Here is a 17,515-nt window from a genome sequence, read left to right on the forward strand (position 1 = left end):
ATATTCATCAACGAGTGCCCACACAGATTGATAGGTTTAAATTGTTAAAGAGCTTAACTTCTTGAGCGTTCCTTTTTAGTAAGGGGCCTCTCGAAGTGGACGGCCATTCTAGCGAATTAACATTCAGTGTCAAACACTTTTTGAAAATTAATTTTTTGTCGCTTTCCGTCTTACTGATTATTGCTGAAGCCTTATGGCGCCTGCCGTCTCAGTGGGGTCGCATTATAGGGAACCCTTTCAGCTTAGCAACTACTTTTTCATAAAAAATGAATAAATAGAGGTTAAGTGTCTAATAGTTCACCTAAATATAAAAAAGAGAGCATTTCTGCTCTCTTTTTGCACTAAATCTAAAGGAATTATTAGATAAACGCGTAAGCATCTGCGTACATATGGTCACGCTTTGCTTCTTTATTTTGTGTAAATAGGTCTCTTGCTGCGCCCGCCATTTCAAAGCGACCTGCAATATAGATATCAAAATCAGCCAGTGATTCGAAGCTTTGTGTAATAGCTTCAAGCACATTACCAGTTTGGCCATGCCAAACTTCCGGCGCCTCTTCTACTACAGGTACGAAATGTACATTGCTATGCTTTTCTGCAATATCGACAAGCTCTTCTTTCGCGTATAGCTGGCACTCGTCTTTTGCACCCCAGTAAAGGTGAATCTCTTTCTTGCTGTTTTGTGCAATGCAGTGATCCAGGATCGAACGTACGTAGCTAAAACCCGTACCACCAGCAATCAATAGTAGAGGGCGTTCACTCTCTTCTTTAATCCACGCATCACCGTGTGGCGCATCAATCGCGATATCACCATCTTCAGCTTGTGCCTTTTTCATTGCTTCAACCACTTCTAATGCATAAGCATTGTGTTCAGCAGCACCAATATGTAGTTCTAGTTCACCTTCATGGCGACAAGGGCTGCTCGCAATTGAAAATGGACGCTTATCTTTCTCACCCATTTCAACCATCAGGTACTGACCAGCTTTAAAGGCAACTGGTGTCTCTGGATGAAGCAGGATTTGGTAAGTGTTACAAGCCAAAGGCTCGATAGACTTAACTTTACATTTAATAGTCATGTTCTTCCTCTCACTAACCCTTAATCGGCAAAGGTTAGAACTAAATTACTTTCTGCAAATGCTTGGCAAGCGAAAATCCAACCCTGTTGCTGCTCTTTCTCTGTGAGCATGGGTTCAAGGTGGTAACTCACTTGGCCTTCTAATTTTTTGCACATGCACATAGCACATGCGCCAACTTGGCAACGGTTAGGGAAATAGATATCGCTGTTGAGCGCAGCATCCAAGACCGTTTGCCCTTTTTCTACGGTGAAACTGATGTTTTCTGGGTACAAGACTACTTGGTAGCTCATAAAATTCCTAGTTGTTCCCAGATGCTATCAATCTTTTTGACCAGCTCAGGATCTTTTGTGATTGGAACGCCCCACTCACGCAAACACTCACCTTCCCACTTATTGGTTGCATCGAGTCCCACTTTAGAGTGCCCCATTTCGTTCTGAAGGAATAAGGTATCTCTAGCTGGATCCATCCTGGTGGTTACCGCCCAGATGATGTCGTTCCAGTCGCTCACGTTAACATCACCATCACAGACGACAACGAACTTGTTCTCATCAAATTGAGACCAAACCGCTTCCATGATTTTCTTACCATTCCCTGCAGCTTGTTTATCTATAGATACCACAACCATGCTGGCATTATCGTTCTGCAGGTGAATATCAATAATTTCAGGATGAACTTTGGTTAATTCAGCTAAACCACCTTCGATATGATCACTGCTTTCTGGGGTAGATTGCACATCAGGCGACAATGCCAACTCGGCATCCCACTTCTTAGTGATGTCTAAGCCCATCTTAGAACCTAACCCAACTACCGGTGATGCAAAGTCCAACGAATCAATTGGCGTGTTCTCTATCATCAAGGTATCACGTGACGGATCCATATGTTTGCACATCGCAGCCGTAACTTGTGACCAATCGCGAGCGTTAACATCCTCATCGCACACTAATACAAACTTGGTGTACATGAATTGACGTAAGAAAGACCATACGCCCATCATCACTCGTTTAGCGTGACCTGGGTATTGCTTCTTCATAGTCACCACAGCCATTCGATACGAACAACCTTCAGGTGGTAGATAGAAATCTTCTATCTCCGGAAATTGCTTTTGAAGAATAGGAACAAACACTTCATTCAATGCAACACCCAATACTGCAGGTTCATCTGGCGGGCGACCTGTGTATGTACTGTGGTAAATCGGGTTCTCACGCATGGTTACATGAGTAATGGTAAACACGTTGTGCTTTTCTTTCTCGTTGTAGTAACCAGTGTGATCGCCGTAAGGCCCTTCGTCAGCGAATTCATTCGGATCGATGTAACCTTCCATCACGATTTCAGCACTTGCTGGGACTTCTAGGTCATTACTGATCGATTTAACCACTTCAGTTTTGCTACCACGCAGCAGACCAGCAAACGCGTATTCCGATAAGGTATCTGGCACTGGCGTTACCGCGCCAAGAATCGTTGCAGGATCTGCGCCAAACGCAACAGATATTGGAAACGGCGTACCTGGGTTCTGTTCAGCCCAGTCACGTAGATCCAACGCACCACCACGGTGAGCTAACCAACGCATGATAATTTTGTTCTTACCAATCTTTTGTTGGCGGTAGATGCCCAAGTTTTGGCGTTTCTTGTTCGGGCCGCGGGTAACCGTTAAACCCCAAGTAAGTAGTGGCGCGACATCGTCAGCCCAACAGCTCATTACTGGAATTTTATCTAGGTCGACCTCGTCGCCTTGCCACACGACTTGTTGGCATGCTGCTTTACGAAGACGCTTAGCCGGCATGTTCAATACCTGTTTGAACACAGGTAACTTATCAATCGCGTCTTTAAAACCTTTCGGCGGCTCTGGCTCTTTTAAGTAAGCCAATAGCTTACCCACTTCGCGCAGTTCTTTAACTTCCTGGCGGCCCATGCCTATCGCAACACGATTGGGAGTGCCAAATAGGTTGGTCAAAACAGGCATGTCATAACCTACCGGATTCTCGAACAGAAGAGCCGGGCCACCAGCACGTAGAGTACGGTCGCTAATTTCGGTCATTTCATAGTCTGGGTCGACTGGGTGAGAAATGCGTTTCAACTGACCAATGCTTTCAAGATGGTCGATAAAATCACGTAAATCTTTAAAACTCATAGAACTTCTACATGCTGATTATTCTGCGCTCAGTATATCAAAAAGGGGCATCGTGAGATCCCCCTTTTTAGTATGGTTATTGAGAGGTAAAACCCAGTTACGGAAGCACTTGCTGTATCACTGAACTTTTGACTTGTGGGTTATCATTCACTAGGTCTTGTAGCCAGTTGGTGTGCCCTTGTTTTGCCAACTCACGAGCGACCAATGGCGCATCATCGGCGATCGCCATGCGAGAAACGAAAAAGTCTTTCACCTCTTCTGAAAGTGGGTTCACTCTCGTCAGCAAAGTAATCGCTTCTTCTTTTAATCTTGGGTTTTTCGTTGCAGCCATCACCTGCTCTAAGGCAAATGGGGATTTACTCTCAGCGAGACGAACCAGCTCAGCTTGGCTATGATAATCGGCTTTCATCTTCCAGAGGATTTGATAAACATCCTGGTCTTCGCTCACCTGTGCTAATCGAACCACTACTTCGGTAGAGGGTAACCAGCTGACTATCGGTGACTCCGTTAGCTGTTTTGCTAAGTAATTCACGGCCTCTGGCGACAAGCTATCCAATTCTCTTATGAGTAGCGCTTCTCGAGTTTGGACCTGATGCTCAGATCCAGTTAGCCACTCTTTGAGGTTGAGGTTCTGTTTCTCTGCATCGAGCACAAACACCAATGTATTTTGATCAGCACGGAATTGTTTGATTAAGCGGTTTGCTATCGAAGGATAATTAAAGGCTGGAACCGTAAACTCATAGCCATCACCACGCTCTAATACTTGGTAGGTTGGCGTAATAGCGAGCTGTTGCTCCACAAAGATAGACATCTTCGGTGTGAGTACGATTTTTTGTTGTTCTATCTTCTTCAAGAGTTGGTAACGAGCCACCTCTTGCTGGGGAAATGTCAGGCGCTCAAGTGCAAAGCGTAACGAATTCACTTCATCACGCACGACAAGCTCAAGCAATTCAGCAGTTTTTAGTTTTACTTGATCATTCTCAAGCCAAGACTCTACTGTATGTGGAGACATCTCGGTGGCATTAACGATGCCGACCGGTGAAAGTAACAGTGAAGTAGACAAGAGTAATGATGACAACAGTCCATGTTGCATTTTAACTTCCTTGTAACACTTTTGGTCATTCTGCAAGCTGTCGCTACAAAATGCAAATAAAAAGCGCTACCCGAGGGCAGCGCTTTCTAATAACTATCAGCTAATCAAGATTACTGACGACGCATAGCGTCAAAGAACTCATCGTTCGTTTTCGTCATTGCTAGCTTGTCGATAAGGAATTCCATTGCATCGATTTCGCCCATTGGGTGAACAATCTTACGCAGGATCCACATCTTCTGTAGTTCATCGTTCTTAGTAAGAAGCTCTTCACGACGAGTACCAGAGCGATTGAAATCAATCGCAGGGAATACACGCTTTTCAGCAATCTTACGGTTAAGGTGCAGTTCCATGTTACCTGTACCTTTGAATTCTTCGTAGATAACTTCATCCATCTTAGAACCAGTATCAACCAGTGCTGTAGCGATGATAGTTAAGCTACCGCCTTCTTCAACGTTACGAGCTGCACCGAAGAAACGCTTAGGACGGTGAAGTGCGTTTGCGTCTACACCACCAGTTAGTACTTTACCTGATGAAGGTACTACCGTGTTGTATGCACGCGCTAGACGAGTGATTGAGTCCAGAAGGATAACCACGTCTTTCTTGTGTTCAACAAGACGCTTAGCTTTTTCGATAACCATTTCTGCTACTTGCACGTGGCGAGATGCTGGCTCATCGAATGTAGAAGCAACTACTTCACCTTTAACTAGGCGCTGCATTTCTGTTACTTCTTCCGGACGCTCATCGATAAGTAGAACCATTAGTTCACACTCAGGGTGGTTGTGAGCGATGCTTTGCGCGATGTTTTGCAGAAGCATTGTCTTACCCGCTTTTGGCGGTGCAACAATCAAGCCACGCTGACCTTTACCAATTGGAGACGCAAGGTCAAGAATACGAGCTGTGATATCTTCTGTCGCACCATTACCACGCTCCATAACCATGCGTTCGTTAGCATGTAGAGGGGTAAGGTTTTCAAAAAGGATTTTGTTACGAGCGTTGTCTGGTTTGTCGTGGTTTACCGTGTTTACTTTAAGTAGAGCAAAGTAACGTTCGCCATCTTTAGGTGGGCGAATCTTTCCGGCAATTGAATCACCAGTACGTAGATTGAAACGACGAATCTGACTTGGTGATACGTAGATATCATCAGGACCCGCTAAGTACGAGCTGTCTGCACTACGAAGAAAACCAAAACCGTCTTGCAGAATTTCAAGAACACCGTCACCGAAGATGTCTTCACCACTTTTTGCATGTGCTTTAAGGATAGCGAAGATAATGTCCTGTTTTCTTAGACGAGCTAGGTTTTCAAGGCCTAGGCTTTCGCCAAGTTTAACAAGTTCAGACACAGGTCTGTTCTTCAGTTCTGTAAGATTCATTGTGGTGGATGCTTGTTTAGTCAAAATAAGATCTGTTTTCTAGTTAAGAGGGATTCGGTCACAGGATCGACCAAGAAGAGAAATTCGTTCAATTAACGTGCGATAAATTAGCACTAAAACTAAGACTAGTCCATAGCTTAGAAAAAACAAAACCGTGCATTTGTTAACTGCACGGTTTCTTTATCAAATGCTCACCTGATTATAGGTTAGCGTCTAGGAACTCTTTAAGTTGAGTTTTAGACAATGCACCAACTTTAGTTGCTGCTACGCCGCCATCTTTGAAAAGAAGAAGCGTTGGAATGCCGCGAATACCAAACTTTGGTGGTGTTCCAGCATTTTGGTCGATATTAAGTTTACCGATAGTGAGCTTGCCTTCGTACTCGTCTGCGATTTCATCAAGAATCGGCGCAATCATCTTACAAGGGCCACACCATTCTGCCCAAAAATCAACAAGAACAGGGCCTGCAGCGTTGATCACATCGTTCTCAAAACCGTCATCAGTTAGCTGCAAAATCTTATCACTCATCTTCCACTCCAATGTATTTTTTAGAACTGGTTGGATGATAACCAGTAAATAGATGCCCTATTGGAATGTATTTACTTTCGTATTGCAAGCTTAAGCTGATATTCTATAGCAATGAAAAAGACGCATATCACAGAGCAAAAGTTCGCCGACTTGGATTTACTTCCGCAAGTCATTGAAGGATTGGAGAAAAAAGGGTTCGATTATTGTACCCCTATCCAAGCCTTGGCGCTCCCGGTACTGCTCACCGGCCAAGACATTGCAGGCCAGGCCCAAACGGGTACTGGTAAAACGCTTGCGTTTCTTACTGCTACTTTTAACCACCTACTAAAAACACCTGAGCATGAAGGGCGCAAGCCTAACCAGCCACGTGCGATTATTATGGCACCTACTCGCGAACTCGCGATTCAGATCTACAACGATGCTGAATCCCTAGTCGCAAGCACTGGTATCAAAGCAGCATTGGCTTACGGTGGCGAAAGCTACGACAAGCAGCTAGGTAAGATCGAAGAAGGCGTAGATATCTTAATTGGTACCACTGGCCGTATTATCGATTTCTACAAGCAGAAGGTATTTAACCTTAACCACATTCAAGCAGTCGTGCTGGATGAAGCAGACCGTATGTTCGATCTGGGCTTCATTAAAGACATCCGCTTCTTGTTCCGTCGTATGCCTGAGCCTAAAGATCGTTTGAACATGCTGTTCTCTGCGACTCTGTCTTACCGTGTACAAGAGTTGGCTTTCGAGCACATGCATAACCCAGAGCATGTTGTTGTTGAGCCAGAGCGTAAAACAGGCCACCGTATTAAAGAAGAGTTGTTCTACCCTTCTAACGAACACAAGATGGCACTGCTGCAGACACTAGTAGAAGAAGAGTGGCCAGAGCGCGCTATCATCTTCGCTAACACCAAGCACAAGTGTGAATCAGTTTGGGGCCATTTGGCTGCCGATGGTCACCGTGTTGGTCTGCTGACTGGTGATGTACCACAGAAGAAACGTGAAAAGATTCTTGAGCAATTCACTCAAGGTGATGTTGACCTACTGGTTGCAACCGATGTTGCTGCTCGTGGCCTACACATTCCTCAAGTAACGCACGTATTCAACTTCGATCTACCAGACGATTGTGAAGATTACGTTCACCGTATCGGCCGTACAGGTCGTGCTGGTGCAAGTGGTCACTCGATCAGCTTTGCTTGTGAAGATTACGCAATCAATTTGCCACCAATCGAAGAGTACATTGAGCACGCGATCCCAGTGTCTGACTACGACGCTTCTGCACTGCTAGAAGATCTACCAGCACCATTGCGCTTACGCACACGTAACCCGCAACAACGCCGCTCAAACAACAATGGCTCACGCAACGGTAACCGTAAACCAAACCAGAACCGTCGCCCACGCCAACCGCGTCACAACAAGGAAGCTTAGTCGCTTATGAGTCAAACAGTGTCACCCCCGCTTTACGCTGCAATCGACCTCGGGTCGAACAGTTTTCATATGCTCGTTGTGCGTCATATCGATGGCAGCGTACAAACCATGGCTAAGATTAAGCGCAAAGTGCGTTTAGCTGCAGGCTTAGATGAAAATAATGCGCTTAGTACCGAAGCTATGCAGCGCGGTTGGGACTGTTTGAGTCTCTTTGCAGAGCGACTACAGGACATTCCAAAAGAAAATATCCGCATTGTTGGTACAGCGACCCTACGTACCGCGACTAATGTGGATATCTTTCTTGAGAAAGCGAACCAGATCCTTGGCTACGACATCAATGTTATCTCCGGTGAAGAAGAAGCTGCGACTATCTATAAAGGCGTGGCACACACTTCTGGTGGCAGCGGCCGCCGACTGGTAGTGGATATTGGTGGCGCAAGTACCGAGATGATCATTGGTGAAGGTTTCTCAGCAAAAGCGCTGACTAGCCTAAAAATGGGCTGTGTAACATGGCTTGAGCGCCACTTTAAAGATCGCCAATTAACCGCAACCAACTTCGACAACGCGATTGAAGCAGCGAAGTCTACCTTAGCTCCTATCTTAGAGAGCTACACCGATATCGGTTGGGATGTGTGTGTTGGTGCCAGTGGTACCGTTCAAGCACTGCAAGAAATCATGCTAGCGCAAGGCATGGATGAGGTTATCACTCATACCAAGCTTAAACGCTTACAAAAACAAGCGATGATTACTGAGCGCTTAGAAGAGCTAGAAATAGAAGGGTTAACTCTAGAGCGCGCTTTAGTGTTCCCTAGCGGTCTTTCTATTCTGATTGCTATCTTTGAGTTGCTTGAAATCGATTCGATGACGCTGGCTGGCGGCGCACTTCGTGAAGGCCTAGCCTACGAAATGGTTGATGAGCTTCGCCAAGACGATATCCGTGCTCGCACCATCAAGAGCGTTCAATCACGCTACCAGATGGACGTAAGCTACGGTGACCAAGTCGCAGCAGCAGCGCAGGCTCTGTTAGAGCAGGCAGGCGGCGAAACTTGGGTGTCAGAACCTCAAGCCAGCGTCCTACTGCAAACCGCAGCCAAACTTCATGAAATCGGTTTGACCATCGACTTCAAAAAAGGCGGTGAACACAGTGCTTACCTACTGCAGAACCTAGATTTACCCGGTTTCACCCGCGCCCAGAAACACTACCTAGGTGAATTAACGCGACGCTACCGTGAACAACTAACGTCACTGCCGGAACAACACGCAGTATCAGGCACAAGCAGTAAACGTATCCTACGCATTCTTCGCCTAGCGATTCTATTAACGCACCGTCGTAACCCAGAGCTAGAGCCTGAGTTTACGCTAACGGCTGACGATAATAATCTGACTCTAACACTCTCTAAGCAATGGCTAGCCGACAACCCGCTGACCGCTGCAGAGCTAGAGATTGAATCGAATCGACAAACAGACATTGGCTGGCCACTTTCTATTGAATGCCTCGTATAATAATATCTGACACTAAAAGTAAAATAGCCCAAGTTAGTCTACTAACTTGGGCTGTTTATTATCTTTGCACTAATGCCTTTCTAATCTGATCCTCACACATTAACACCTGTCGCTTTAAAGTCAGGGTTCACAGCGGTTAACTTCTTAACGATGTAGTTCAGAAGCACGCCGTACATAGGAACAAACAAGCCTAGACTGATGATAAGTTTGAAACCGTAATCAACCAGTGCAATCTCAGTCCAATGTTCAGCCATGAATGGATCTGGGCTTTGGTAGAAAGCGATCGCAAAGAATGCGATGGTATCAATAGCATTACCAAAAAGCGTTGAACAGGTTGGCGCAATCCACCACTGCTTAAGCTGACGCAAGCGGTTGAAAACATGAACATCTAAGATTTGGCCAAGCAAGTAAGCCATGAAGCTTGCGGCTGCGATACGGGCTACAAATAAGTTGAATTCACCCAGATGGCTAAAGCCTTGGAATTGCCCTTCAAAGAACACCACCGACAAGAAGTAAGAAACCGCGAGTGCAGGCAACATCACTAAGAAAATGATTTTACGAGCAAGCTGAGCACCAAAAATGCGAACGGTCAGATCTGTTGCTAAGAAGATAAATGGGAAAGTGAAAGCGCCCCAAGTGGTATGCATACCGAAGATGGTAAAGGGTAGCTGAACCAAGTAGTTGCTTGACGCAATAATCACTAAATGGAACAAGACTAATAATGCTAGGGCTTTGCGCTGTTGCGCAGGGGTAAAGTTACTCATGCTGTACCTTTTTAGTTTGGTTTGGGGGTGAGGGAACCCAAATCGAGTCATTTCTCTATCGAAACAAAGAAAGCTCTTACCAATAATGTGAATGAAAAATGTATCTATCATTTGCTCTTTTGAGCGGCGGGCGATTATACATTAATCAATTTTAGCTGCAATGGTGAGAACAGACGCAAACGTTTATTCTCATTTTTATTGCTAGAAGGTGTTTGAAGCTCGGTTTCTAGAAACCAAGTTTGAGGCAATGTTAACCGTTAGAAGCCACGCTTGAACAAAGCGGCTAGATAATCGAACTCTTCACGGCTCGCCTCTGGACTAAGAGATTCAAACCACACAGATTCACTGTAGTGCTCAGATTTTAAGAACAGCTGGCACCCTTCAAAGTCCACCAGCCATGAGTGCATGTCTGCATCCCACTGCTTTTCAACAACTGTAGCCGATAGCAAGTTCACTAGGCGTTCGCCAATTTCAGGGTAAGAGTCGAAGTCAAAGCTCGGTGTTGTCACCAATAAGCGCCCTTCTTCTGCTAAATACTCTCGTAAACCAAATTCCATTTATTACCTCTGTTATTAGCCGTGTGTTGTGATGTGTTCTTGAATCAAATCTAGAAATGGGTCGGCGTATTTGTCGAGCTTACGCTGGCCTACACCATTTACCGCCAACATTTCACCGTAAGACGTCGGCAGAACTTCTGCCATATCAATCAATGTTGCGTCACTGAATACCACGTATGGGGGTAAGCCATCTTCGTCGGCAATCGACTTACGCAGCTTACGCAGTTTGGCAAATAGCTTTTTATCGTAATTCTTGCTGCTTAGCTTATCTGACTTAGCATTACGTACCGCAGTGTCGAGACGAGGTACCGCTAACTCTAGTGACATCTCACCTCGTAGCAGTGGACGCGCCTCTTCAGTTAACTGCAAGGTTGAGTTACGGGTGATGTTCTGGAACAACAAGCCTTTGTGAATGAGCTGACGGAAGATACTGATCCAGTAATCATGGCTGTGGTCGCGGCCAATACCGTACGTTGAGAGCTTATCGTGACCATTATCGCGCACGCGGATGTTCTGCATGCCACGCATCACTTCAACGACGTAGCCCATACCAAACGACTGATTCACACGGTACACACAAGACAGCGCCTTCTGCGCCTCTTGGGTCGCATCAAAGTGTTTTGGCGGATCTAAGCAGATATCGCAGTTACCACATTGCTTCTCACGATATTCGCCAAAGTAGTTAAGCAGTACCTGACGACGACAAGTTTGCGCTTCAGCAAAGGCACTCATCGCATTCAGCTTGTGCATCTCAACCTGCTTTTGCGGACCTTCTTCTTTTTCATCTAGCATACGACGCAGCCACCCCATATCAGCAGGGTCAAACAGCATCATCGCTTCAGCAGGCAAGCCATCACGACCCGCTCGGCCAGTCTCTTGATAGTAAGACTCGATGTTGCGTGGAATATCAAAGTGAACCACAAAGCGTACATTAGGTTTGTTGATGCCCATACCAAACGCCACCGTCGCGACAACGATCTGAATATCATCGCGTTGGAAGGCTTCTTGAACGTAAGCGCGCTCATCGGTGTCCATACCCGCGTGATAACCCGCAGCACGAATACCGTTGTTGCACAGCTTCTCGGTGACCATCTCGACTTTTTTACGGCTACCACAGTAGATGATGCCACAATTGCCCTTCTGAGTTTCTAGGTAGCGAACCACCTGAGACACTGGTTTGTGTTTCTCAACAAGGTTGTAGCGAATATTAGGACGGTCAAAGCTGCCCAAATAGGTATGCGGTTCCACCAACTGTAGACGCGAGACAATATCTTTGCGCGTTGCATCGTCAGCCGTTGCCGTCAGCGCCATGTAAGGAACGTGCGGGAAATACTGTTTAAGCTGACCAAGTGACGCGTATTCCGGGCGGAAGTCGTGTCCCCATTGAGAGATACAGTGCGCCTCATCGACCGCAATCATCGAAAGCGGTAAACCTTGTAGGCGTTCAATGAAATCACGCATCAACACACGTTCTGGTGATACATAAACCATCTTGAGCTGGCCTGAGTTCATGCGATTAAACACACTCAGTAGCTGGTCACGTGGCATGGAAGAGTTAATGCACTCCGCTGCTACACCATTGGCTTTCAACTGATCGACTTGGTCTTTCATCAACGAGATAAGCGGTGAGATAACCAAAGTTAGCCCTTCACGAACTAAAGCCGGGATCTGGTAACACAAAGATTTACCACCACCCGTCGGCATTATCACCAAGCTATCTCGGCCTTGAACAGCCAAATCAATGACCTCTTGCTGACCATCGCGAAAGCTTTGATAGCCAAATACATCTTCGAGGATGTTTTGCGCATCATTCGCGGGAGTTGGTGTTTGCTCAGCAATCAGAGTGGCGGTCATTGTGGTTCCTAATCGAGGTATAAAGTCAGCATGCAGCATCGGCAAGCAAGTCGCACATTGTAGAGTGGAATGCTGGCGAATTAAACCGCAAATTGTTAGGTGAAAAGGGTTAACGCTCCTATACTGACCAACTCTCAATATAAATCCTATTAATAAGCACTTCGTGCCAGAGAAAGTGACATGACACAAGACGAACAACAGCGCACACGCCAAGGAATACTGCTTGCGATTGGCGCGTACACCATGTGGGGAATCGCTCCCATATACTTCAAATCTCTCAGTGAAGTATCCCCTCTCGAGATCCTGAGCCACCGTGTAGTATGGTCCTTTTTCCTACTCGCTTTACTGCTACACGTTGGTCGTGGCTGGCGCAAAGTGCGCGATACTCTGACTTCAAAACCGAAAATGATGTTTTTGGTGGCAACCTCTCTCTTGGTGGGTGCAAACTGGCTGATCTTCATCTGGGCAGTCAATGCCAATCATATGCTGGATGCCAGCCTCGGCTACTACATCAACCCTTTGATTAACGTATTGCTTGGAATGTTCTTCCTTGGTGAACGTCTGAGAAAACTTCAATGGTGTGCGGTGGCGCTTGCGGCTATCGGTGTGCTTATCCAGTTAATCGCCTTTGGTTCGATTCCAGTTGTCGCTATCGCACTGGCCTTTTCTTTTGGTTTCTACGGCTTGTTACGTAAGAAAGTGAATCTAGAAGCTCAGACCGGCTTGTTTATTGAGACCTTAGTGATGCTGCCAGCGGCGGCAATCTACTTATTATTCATTGCAGACACAGCAACGTCAGACTTTTTGGCGAATCCAATGCAGCTAAATTTACTGCTGGTCGCTGCGGGGGTAATTACCACTCTGCCACTGCTGTGCTTCACGGGAGCAGCAACCAGACTCAAGCTTTCGACACTGGGCTTCTTCCAATACATTGGCCCTAGCTTGATGTTCTTGCTTGCGGTGTTGATCTACGGTGAAGCCTTTACCATGGATAAGGCGATTACCTTTGCTTTCATTTGGGGTGCACTGGTGATCTTCAGCTTCGACGGTCTGCGCAATAACAAGAAGAGTAAGCAAGCGAAAAGCTAACACTGATCGTTTTTTACAAGACAATCTATAGATACAGAGATAAGCTTGGTTGAATTGATGATAATTTAACCAAGCTTTTTTATACCATGGATAAAGTCCACTACTACTCGACATCTAGCCAAGATATCAGCCTGATCCAAGCTCAATACCAAGAGTTTGCCTTTCAGCGCCACTATCATTTGGACTTTCATATCGGCCTAATCACCCAAGGGCAGCAGAAGTTTGTCTATAAAGGGACGAGTTACCACGCAGGCGCCGGACAAGTGGTGATGATGCCACCTGATGAGCTGCATGATGGTCATTCAAAGCTCGAATCGGGTTACCAAGTAAGTGTATTTTCTGTCTCACCTCAATGGTTTGGCGATCTTGCCGATCACAGCGCAAATGGTCACGCTTTGAGCTTTTCTGAGTTGATCCTCTCCGATCAAGCGACTTTTTTACAATTACGTAACCTTCATGGGCTACTTATCAATCCAAATATCAGTCAACTCGCCCAAGATTGCCTGCCGTTCGAAGGTTTTTCGACGATTGTTGATCGTTACGCGCAGTTTGGATCGAAAACTCAGGTGAAGCTTGGTACTCAATCGGTGAATACACTCAAAGACTATTTAATGGCAAACCTCGACCAACCGGTGCGCTTAGAGCAACTTTCTGAGCTATGTGACCTGACAACAACTCAATTTCAGCGTCACTTTAAGAACAAAATGGGCATCACCCCTTATGCATGGTTAAGTCGCTTACGCATGGAGCAAGGCATGCGATTGATTAAATCAGGTGTCGGCGGAACCGAGGTCGCTCATCAAGTGGGCTTCTACGATCAAGCCCATTTCTCAAAGGCATTTAAGACTGCATTTGGTGTTTCTCCATCGAAAATTAACTAAGTGTTGATAATTTACAATTGAGAGAATCGAAATCACGGTAAGCTGCGCTCAACAACTCTCAACAGAACAACCCAGTTATTGGAACAGATATGAATGAAGTCACCATATTAGTCACCCTCGCCTCTATCCACTTTATCGCTTTGATGAGCCCGGGCCCTGACTTTGCACTTGTGGTACAAAACGCAACACGCCACGGGCGACAAACTGGCTTATACATTGCTCTCGGACTCTCTTGCGGGATCTTATTGCATTCATTACTGAGCCTGACGGGCATCAGTTACCTAGTCCACCAGCACCCAACTCTTTTTGCGCTCATGCAATTAGCTGGCGGCAGCTACTTACTGTATCTAGGTTTTGGTGCATTAAAAGCAACATGGCAGCTCATTAGCCACCATGAAGAAGAGACAGACACGGTCAATTCGAAAGACCTGATTCTGACCAATAAGCGTCAGGCATTTTCAAAAGGCTTTGCGACCAATATTCTTAATCCAAAGGCGTTAGTGTTCTTCATCAGTTTGATGTCGAGCTTGGTACCGGCCGACATGTCGCTTTCAGGGAAAGGGTTTGCACTGCTGATCCTATTCGGCCTATCACTATTCTGGTTCTCTCTATTAGCGTGGATGCTTTCTACGAAGGCACTGCAAAAGAAACTGAGTGAAGCGACAGTCTACATTGATGGCTTATGTGGTGTTGTATTCAGCCTTATTGGCGTCAGTATTCTTTGGCAGTCGCTGTCTGGTTTAATCGCTTAAATTCGAATCAAGATTACAATTCGTTAACAACGCACTGGCTATCTTATCTTTCCACTGCCAATCTAGCTCTGCATATTAAAAGGAGAAGATCATGCAGTGGAAAACAAAACTAACAACCCTCGCCACTTCTACCCTACTTTTTGCCTCTCACGTCAGTTGGGCAAATCAAGCTGCCGATTCCGTCGCTCCCGAACAAAGTAGTGGTTTAGAAACCAAGCAACTCGTAAAAGCTAACGATTGGATGGTTACCGCGGCCAACCCTCTGGCAACCCAAGCTGGCGCCGATGTACTTGCTCGTGGTGGTAACGCAATTGATGCCATGGTTGCTGTGCAGCTGATGCTTGGCTTAGTTGAGCCACAGTCATCCGGTATTGGCGGTGGCGCCTTCCTTGTTTATTTTGATGGAAAAGACAAACAGCTTAAAACCTACGACGGTCGTGAAACCGCACCACTTGATGCAACACCACGCCTGTTCCAAGACGAAAACGGTCAACCGCTTAAGTTTTATGATGCTGTTGTTGGTGGTCGCTCTGTTGCTACTCCGGGCACAGTGCAATTGTTGTGGGACACTCACCAGAAATACGGCAAGTTAGAATGGGCATCGCTGATCAAACCTATTGCTCAACTGGCTGAGAAAGGTTTTACCATCAGCCCACGTTTGGCCACCTTAATTGAAAATGACCAAGAACGACTGAGCCGTTTTGCCACAACCAAAGCTTACTTCTTTAATGCCGATGGCAGCCCAAAAGCCGCAGGCACACTACTTAAGAACCCAGAATACGCTGCAACATTGAATGCAATTTCAAAGGATGGTGCTAAGGCATTTTACCAAGGTGAGATTTCTGCCGACATCATCAATACGGTACAAACTGCCAAAGGTAATCCGGGTGTATTGGCACAAAAAGACTTCGACACCTACTCAATCAAACAACGTGAACCGGTTTGTTCAGCTTATGAAAGCTACGATATCTGTGGCATGGGACCACCAAGTTCAGGCGCATTAACGGTTGGACAAATCTTAGCGATGACAGAGCAGTTTGACCTCAAATCCTGGGGGCCAAACGATGCGAGATCTTGGCAAGTGTTAGCGGACGCTTCTCGCCTAGCCTTTGCAGACCGCGGTATGTACATGGCAGACCAAGATTACGTACCAATGCCAACTCAAGGGTTAGTGAATACTGAATATTTGCAGGAACGTGCCCAGTTAATTACCGCAGGTAAAGCACTAGAGAGTGCGCCTTCAGGCACCCCGCCGTGGGATCACGCAATGCTGCGCAGCCAAGATGTATCTATTGAACTGCCGTCCACCAGCCACTTCAATATTGTCGATAGCGAAGGCAATGTCGTGTCGATGACCACCACCATTGAGAATGCATTTGGCTCACGCTTGATGGTAAGAGGCTTCCTACTGAACAATGAGCTGACCGACTTCTCGTTCAAGACCCACAACGATGGCAAACCTATCGCAAACCGACTTGAACCAGGTAAACGTCCCCGCTCTTCAATGGCACCGACTATCATCATGCAAGATGATAAGCCTTACATGGCGATTGGTTCTCCGGGTGGTAGCCGCATCATAGGTTATGTAGCACAAGCGATCATTGCTCATACCCAATGGGACATGGATATCCAGCAAGCGATCAACCAACCGCACTTCCTAAACCGCTTCGGCACGCTAGATCTGGAAAAAGGAACATCGGCGGAAAACTTTAAACCTGAGCTCGAAAAGATGGGATTTGAAGTTAACATTCGCGATCTTAACTCCGGTTTACACGCCATTCGCATCACAAAAGATGGTCTAGAAGGTGCAGCAGACCCTCGTCGAGAAGGTGCAGCCATCGGCCAATAAGGGTAAATACTCCCTTTTTACTCCCTGCTTTGTGCGAGATCTCTCACAAGGCAGTGAGTAAATATCGATATTTAACTGCGAATTTAAGCACTAAGATATCGTAACCAATTGAAATAAAACAAAACGTACATTTATCGTTCAAATAATTATATAGAAATTCGCTTATGCACCATTGCTGATAAATAAGGAATCGGTAGTATGGATGGTGTCGGAAGGATGCTGACACGGAACAGGAAACGCCAAGGACTTGGTTATCTTCAGGATGAAGATTCGATTACTCAGGATGAATAATCGGCATGGATAGCGAAATGGACATTGAATGGACGCAATAGTAACTAGGATGGTTGCTACTAAGGAAAGACAATGGACACCTCTGGACGAGGAAAGGACTGAACATCAGGATGATGTAAAGGACACCGCTCAAGGAACAAGTGACGCGCGCTAACGAGGATTGTTGGCAGATCAGGATAAGATCAAGGACACCGCTAGGAAGGCGACGAAAGGAATACGCTGAAGGATAACAGCACACTATCATGGATTTGATGCATGGAGCACACTTAGTAGCCGGATTGCTGCGAGTAAGACTATAGACCCCGATGAGCGCAAGCTCTCGGGGTTTTTCTTTATCTGTCTCTTAACGATTAGTCTTTTAGA

15 protein-coding genes are annotated in these 17,515 nt (G+C 46.1%); 6 read left to right on the forward strand and 9 right to left on the reverse strand.

Going from position 1 to position 17,515, the window contains the following annotated elements; all coding sequences use genetic code 11:
- Positions 1–359 precede the first annotated feature (359 nt).
- From fre to trxA, 6 genes are all read right to left on the reverse strand, one after another.
- A complete protein-coding gene (fre, locus tag JC606_RS17345) occupies positions 360–1,073 on the reverse strand; it encodes an NAD(P)H-flavin reductase (protein ID WP_004741188.1) in 714 nt (237 codons plus the stop codon).
- A gap of 20 nt (positions 1,074–1,093) precedes the next feature.
- A complete protein-coding gene (locus JC606_RS17350; protein WP_008224727.1) occupies positions 1,094–1,363 on the reverse strand; it encodes a 2Fe-2S iron-sulfur cluster-binding protein in 270 nt (89 codons plus the stop codon).
- Entirely contained in the window at positions 1,360–3,201 is a 1,842-nt protein-coding gene (gene ubiD, locus JC606_RS17355) for a 4-hydroxy-3-polyprenylbenzoate decarboxylase (RefSeq protein WP_198779053.1), read from the reverse strand. The genes JC606_RS17350 and ubiD overlap by 4 nt, the downstream gene beginning before the upstream one ends.
- 97 nt (positions 3,202–3,298) lie before the next feature.
- On the reverse strand, positions 3,299–4,294 hold the full coding sequence (locus tag JC606_RS17360; protein WP_137409171.1) for a hypothetical protein: 996 nt from the start codon (positions 4,292–4,294) through the stop codon (positions 3,299–3,301).
- A 110-nt stretch (positions 4,295–4,404) separates the two neighbouring features.
- A complete protein-coding gene (rho, locus tag JC606_RS17365; RefSeq protein WP_004741192.1) occupies positions 4,405–5,664 on the reverse strand; it encodes a transcription termination factor Rho in 1,260 nt (419 codons plus the stop codon).
- A 199-nt stretch (positions 5,665–5,863) separates the two neighbouring features.
- Positions 5,864–6,190: a thioredoxin TrxA gene (gene trxA / locus JC606_RS17370; RefSeq protein WP_004741193.1), complete on the reverse strand. Its 327-nt coding sequence runs from the start codon at positions 6,188–6,190 to the stop codon at positions 5,864–5,866.
- Between the two features lie 111 nt (positions 6,191–6,301).
- On the opposite strand from trxA, the gene rhlB reads away from it, so the two are divergent.
- Together rhlB and gppA are read left to right on the forward strand one after the other, a co-directional pair.
- Positions 6,302–7,612, forward strand: coding sequence for an ATP-dependent RNA helicase RhlB (gene rhlB / locus JC606_RS17375; protein WP_137408764.1), 1,311 nt, complete (start codon positions 6,302–6,304; stop codon positions 7,610–7,612).
- Positions 7,613–7,618: 6 nt separating this feature from the next.
- Positions 7,619–9,115 (forward strand): guanosine-5'-triphosphate,3'-diphosphate diphosphatase, encoded by a 1,497-nt coding sequence (gene gppA / locus JC606_RS17380; protein WP_102423286.1) that lies wholly within the window; start codon positions 7,619–7,621, stop codon positions 9,113–9,115.
- 92 nt (positions 9,116–9,207) lie between these two features.
- Here gppA and JC606_RS17385 read toward each other — a convergent pair whose 3' ends face one another.
- From JC606_RS17385 to recQ, 3 genes are all read right to left on the reverse strand, one after another.
- Positions 9,208–9,879, reverse strand: a complete 672-nt coding sequence (locus JC606_RS17385; protein ID WP_061034316.1) for a 7-cyano-7-deazaguanine/7-aminomethyl-7-deazaguanine transporter — start codon at positions 9,877–9,879, stop codon at positions 9,208–9,210.
- Between the two features lie 257 nt (positions 9,880–10,136).
- The gene (locus JC606_RS17390) at positions 10,137–10,436 is read right to left on the reverse strand and encodes a DUF3630 family protein (RefSeq protein ID WP_061034315.1); all 300 of its coding nucleotides are present in this window, start codon (positions 10,434–10,436) and stop codon (positions 10,137–10,139) included.
- Between the two features lie 15 nt (positions 10,437–10,451).
- Entirely contained in the window at positions 10,452–12,290 is a 1,839-nt protein-coding gene (recQ, locus tag JC606_RS17395; protein ID WP_137408765.1) for an ATP-dependent DNA helicase RecQ, read from the reverse strand.
- Between the two features lie 180 nt (positions 12,291–12,470).
- Here recQ and rarD point away from each other — a divergent pair, with 180 nt between their 5' ends.
- The 4 genes from rarD (at position 12,471) to ggt (ending at position 16,861) form a co-directional block, all read left to right on the forward strand.
- Positions 12,471–13,379 (forward strand): EamA family transporter RarD, encoded by a 909-nt coding sequence (gene rarD / locus JC606_RS17400; RefSeq protein WP_102423285.1) that lies wholly within the window; start codon positions 12,471–12,473, stop codon positions 13,377–13,379.
- An 86-nt stretch (positions 13,380–13,465) separates the two neighbouring features.
- Entirely contained in the window at positions 13,466–14,260 is a 795-nt protein-coding gene (locus tag JC606_RS17405) for a helix-turn-helix transcriptional regulator (protein WP_171369277.1), read from the forward strand.
- A gap of 89 nt (positions 14,261–14,349) precedes the next feature.
- Entirely contained in the window at positions 14,350–15,012 is a 663-nt protein-coding gene (locus tag JC606_RS17410) for a LysE family translocator (RefSeq protein ID WP_004741201.1), read from the forward strand.
- Between the two features lie 91 nt (positions 15,013–15,103).
- Complete coding sequence (gene ggt, locus JC606_RS17415; RefSeq protein WP_198779054.1) at positions 15,104–16,861, forward strand: gamma-glutamyltransferase; 1,758 nt, start codon at positions 15,104–15,106, stop codon at positions 16,859–16,861.
- The last annotated feature ends 654 nt before the right edge of the window (positions 16,862–17,515 follow it).

Source organism: Vibrio sp. IB15 (assembly GCF_016406055.1).
GTDB lineage: Bacteria > Pseudomonadota > Gammaproteobacteria > Enterobacterales > Vibrionaceae > Vibrio > Vibrio chagasii.

Bases quoted from the DNA above. Each gene is read 5' to 3' on its own strand.
- recQ (WP_137408765.1), bottom strand. From the start codon at position 12,290: ATGACCGCCACTCTGATTGCTGAGCAAACACCAACTCCCGCGAATGAT.
- fre (WP_004741188.1), bottom strand. From the start codon at position 1,073: ATGACTATTAAATGTAAAGTTAAGTCTATCGAGCCTTTGGCTTGTAAC.
- JC606_RS17360 (WP_137409171.1), bottom strand. From the start codon at position 4,294: ATGCAACATGGACTGTTGTCATCATTACTCTTGTCTACTTCACTGTTA.
- rhlB (WP_137408764.1), top strand. From the start codon at position 6,302: ATGAAAAAGACGCATATCACAGAGCAAAAGTTCGCCGACTTGGATTTA.
- JC606_RS17385 (WP_061034316.1), bottom strand. From the start codon at position 9,879: ATGAGTAACTTTACCCCTGCGCAACAGCGCAAAGCCCTAGCATTATTA.
- JC606_RS17405 (WP_171369277.1), top strand. From the start codon at position 13,466: ATGGATAAAGTCCACTACTACTCGACATCTAGCCAAGATATCAGCCTG.
- JC606_RS17390 (WP_061034315.1), bottom strand. From the start codon at position 10,436: ATGGAATTTGGTTTACGAGAGTATTTAGCAGAAGAAGGGCGCTTATTG.
- rarD (WP_102423285.1), top strand. From the start codon at position 12,471: ATGACACAAGACGAACAACAGCGCACACGCCAAGGAATACTGCTTGCG.
- JC606_RS17410 (WP_004741201.1), top strand. From the start codon at position 14,350: ATGAATGAAGTCACCATATTAGTCACCCTCGCCTCTATCCACTTTATC.
- trxA (WP_004741193.1), bottom strand. From the start codon at position 6,190: ATGAGTGATAAGATTTTGCAGCTAACTGATGACGGTTTTGAGAACGAT.
- rho (WP_004741192.1), bottom strand. From the start codon at position 5,664: ATGAATCTTACAGAACTGAAGAACAGACCTGTGTCTGAACTTGTTAAA.
- ubiD (WP_198779053.1), bottom strand. From the start codon at position 3,201: ATGAGTTTTAAAGATTTACGTGATTTTATCGACCATCTTGAAAGCATT.
- gppA (WP_102423286.1), top strand. From the start codon at position 7,619: ATGAGTCAAACAGTGTCACCCCCGCTTTACGCTGCAATCGACCTCGGG.
- JC606_RS17350 (WP_008224727.1), bottom strand. From the start codon at position 1,363: ATGAGCTACCAAGTAGTCTTGTACCCAGAAAACATCAGTTTCACCGTA.
- ggt (WP_198779054.1), top strand. From the start codon at position 15,104: ATGCAGTGGAAAACAAAACTAACAACCCTCGCCACTTCTACCCTACTT.